This window comes from Oryzihumus sp., from assembly GCF_036391795.1.
GTDB lineage: Bacteria > Actinomycetota > Actinomycetes > Actinomycetales > Dermatophilaceae > Oryzihumus.
In genome coordinates, this window is sequence record NZ_DASVZH010000115.1 from 1 (window position 1) to 2,578 (window position 2,578).

3 protein-coding genes are annotated in these 2,578 nt (G+C 70.8%); all 3 read left to right on the plus strand.

All coding sequences use genetic code 11. The annotated features are described in order from the left end of the window. Positions 1 to 4 precede the first annotated feature (4 nt). The gene (locus tag VF825_RS06825; protein WP_331111506.1) at positions 5 to 952 is read left to right on the plus strand and encodes an ABC transporter ATP-binding protein; all 948 of its coding nucleotides are present in this window, start codon (positions 5 to 7) and stop codon (positions 950 to 952) included. Then, entirely contained in the window at positions 952 to 1,749 is a 798-nt protein-coding gene (locus tag VF825_RS06830; RefSeq protein ID WP_331111502.1) for an ABC transporter permease, read from the plus strand. The genes VF825_RS06825 and VF825_RS06830 overlap by 1 nt, the downstream gene beginning before the upstream one ends. Beyond that, the coding region (locus tag VF825_RS06835) for an ABC transporter permease (protein ID WP_331111504.1) at positions 1,746 to 2,578 on the plus strand (833 nt) is incomplete at its 3' end. The genes VF825_RS06830 and VF825_RS06835, both read left to right, overlap by 4 nt.

The window sequence follows — 2,578 nt, forward strand, 5'->3', positions numbered from 1 at the left end:
AGCGTTGACGCCTGTGACGGGGACCGACGACGACATCCTCATCCGCGCGAGCGGGCTGACCAAGACCTTTGGCGACTTCACCGCCGTCGACGGCATCGACTTCGGCGTCCGGCGGGGGGAGGCCTTCGGCTTCCTGGGCCCCAACGGTGCGGGCAAGTCCTCGACCATGCGCATGGTCGGCTGCGTCTCGCCGGCCACCGGGGGCGAGCTGCGCCTGTTCGGCCAGGACCCGGCCACGCACGGGCCGGACATCCGGGCCCGGCTCGGCGTGGTGCCCCAGCGCGACACCCTCGACGAGGAGCTCACCGTCGAGGAGAACATCTGGATCTACGGCCGCTACTTCGGGCTGTCCCGGCGCGAGGTCCGTTCACGGGCAACTGAGCTGCTTGAGTTCGCCCAGCTCTCCGACCGCGCCGGCTCCAAGGTGGAGCCGCTCTCCGGCGGCATGAAGCGGCGGCTGACGATTGCCCGGTCGCTCATCAACTCACCCGAGATCCTGCTGCTCGACGAGCCGACCACCGGCCTGGACCCGCAGGCGCGGCACGTCCTGTGGGACCGGCTGTTCCGGCTCAAGCGCTCCGGCGTGACCCTGGTGCTGACCACGCACTACATGGACGAGGCCGAGCAGCTGTGCGACCGCCTCGTGGTCATGGACCACGGCCGGATCGTCGCCGAGGGCTCGCCGCGCTCGCTCATCGAGCAGTACTCCACCCGCGAGGTGCTCGAGCTGCGGTTCGCCGAGGACGACCACGGCGCCTACGCCGACAAGCTCTCCGGCGTCGGCGAGCGCACCGAGGTGCTGCCCGACCGGCTGCTGGTCTACACCGACGACGGCGACGAGGCGGCCGCGACGGTCCACCGGCTCGGCCTGCGGCCGCTGTCCTCGCTGGTGCGCCGCTCCACGCTCGAGGACGTCTTCCTGCACCTCACCGGCCGGACGCTGGTGGACTGATGAGCGTGCTCACCCCGACCGCGGCCCGGCCCCAGCGCTGGCGACCGGTCCTCGGCTACTGGCTCACCGCCTACAAGCGCACCTGGCGTGGCTCGATCTTCGGCCGCTTCCTTTCGCCGCTGCTCTTCCTGCTGTCGATGGGCCTGGGCCTGGGCAGCCTGGTCAACCGTTCCGCCGGCGGCATCGACGGCGTGCCCTACCTGCAGTTCGTCGTCCCCGGCATCCTCGCGGCCCAGGCCATGTGGGTGGCGATGGGGGAGTCGACCTACCAGGTGCTGGGGGCGATCCGCTGGCAGATGCAGTACCACGCGATGCTCGCCACCCCGATCGGCGTCGACGACCTGCTGCTGGGTCACCTCACCTACGTCGCGGCCCAGGTCACCAGCGCCACGGTGATCTTCCTGGCGGTCGGGGCCTGTTTCGGCGCGTGGGCCTCGTGGTGGGTGCTGCTCGCGCTGCCGGTGACGCTGCTGACCGGGATGGCCTTCGCGGTGCCGATCTTCGCGTTCTCCGCCAAGCAGGAGAGCGACTCCGGCTTCAACATCCTGTTCCGCTTCGTCATCACGCCGCTGTTCCTGTTCTCCGGCACGTTCTTCCCGGTCAGCCAGCTGCCGGTGTGGCTGCGGCCGGTGGCGTGGGTGACGCCGCTGTGGCACGGCGTCGAGGCCAACCGCTCGCTCGCACTCGGGTCGCCGGACGTGCTCGCGGTCCTGGGCCACACGGCATACCTGCTGGTGTTCATCGCGGCGGGCGCGTGGGTCGCGCGTCGCACCTTCCGGGGGAGGCTCGTCACATGACCACGCAGGGCACGCTCGCGCGTCCGACCGCGGCCTCCCGGGTGGCGCGGCTGCTGCCGGTCCCGGCTGGTGCCGGCATGGCGCGGATCCTGGTCGAGCGCAACGTCATGAGCTTCCGGCACGGCTGGATCGCGATCATCACCGGGTTCGCCGAGCCGGTGTTCTACCTGTTCTCGCTCGGCATCGGCCTGGGCTCGCTGGTCCGCACCGTGACCACCGACGGCGGCACCGTCGTGCCCTACGCCCACTTCGTCGCCCCCGCGCTGCTGGCCAGCTCGGCGATGAACGGCGCGGTCTTCGACTCCACGTTCAACGTCTTCTTCAAGCTCAAGTACGCCAAGCTCTACGACTCCGTCCTGGCCACGCCGCTCGGGCCTCGCGACGTCGCCGTCGGCGAGATCGGCTGGGCGCTGATCCGCGGGTCCCTGTATGCCGCGGCGTTCCTCGCCGTCGCGGTCGCCGCCGGCACGGTCCACTCGTGGTGGGCGCTGCTGGCGGTGCCGGCCGCGACCCTGATCGGGTTCGCGTTCGCGGCGGTGGGCATGTTCGCCACGACGTTCATGCGCTCGTGGGTCGACTTCGACTACGTCACCCTCGCGATCCAGCCGATGTTCCTGTTCTCCGCGACGTTCTTCCCCCTGGCGACCTACCCGGGGGCGGTGCAGTGGGTGGTCCAGCTGACCCCGCTCTACCACGGCGTCGCGCTGGAGCGGGCGCTCATGCTGGGCGAGGTCGGGCCGGGGCTGGTCGTGCACGTGGGCTACCTCGTGGTCATGGGCCTGCTCGGCCTGGTCGGCACTGCGCGGCGGATCGAGAAGCTGCTCCTGTC

Excerpts from the sequence above, each read along its gene's own strand:
- VF825_RS06830 (WP_331111502.1), top strand. The coding sequence starts at position 952 with ATGAGCGTGCTCACCCCGACCGCGGCCCGGCCCCAGCGCTGGCGACCG.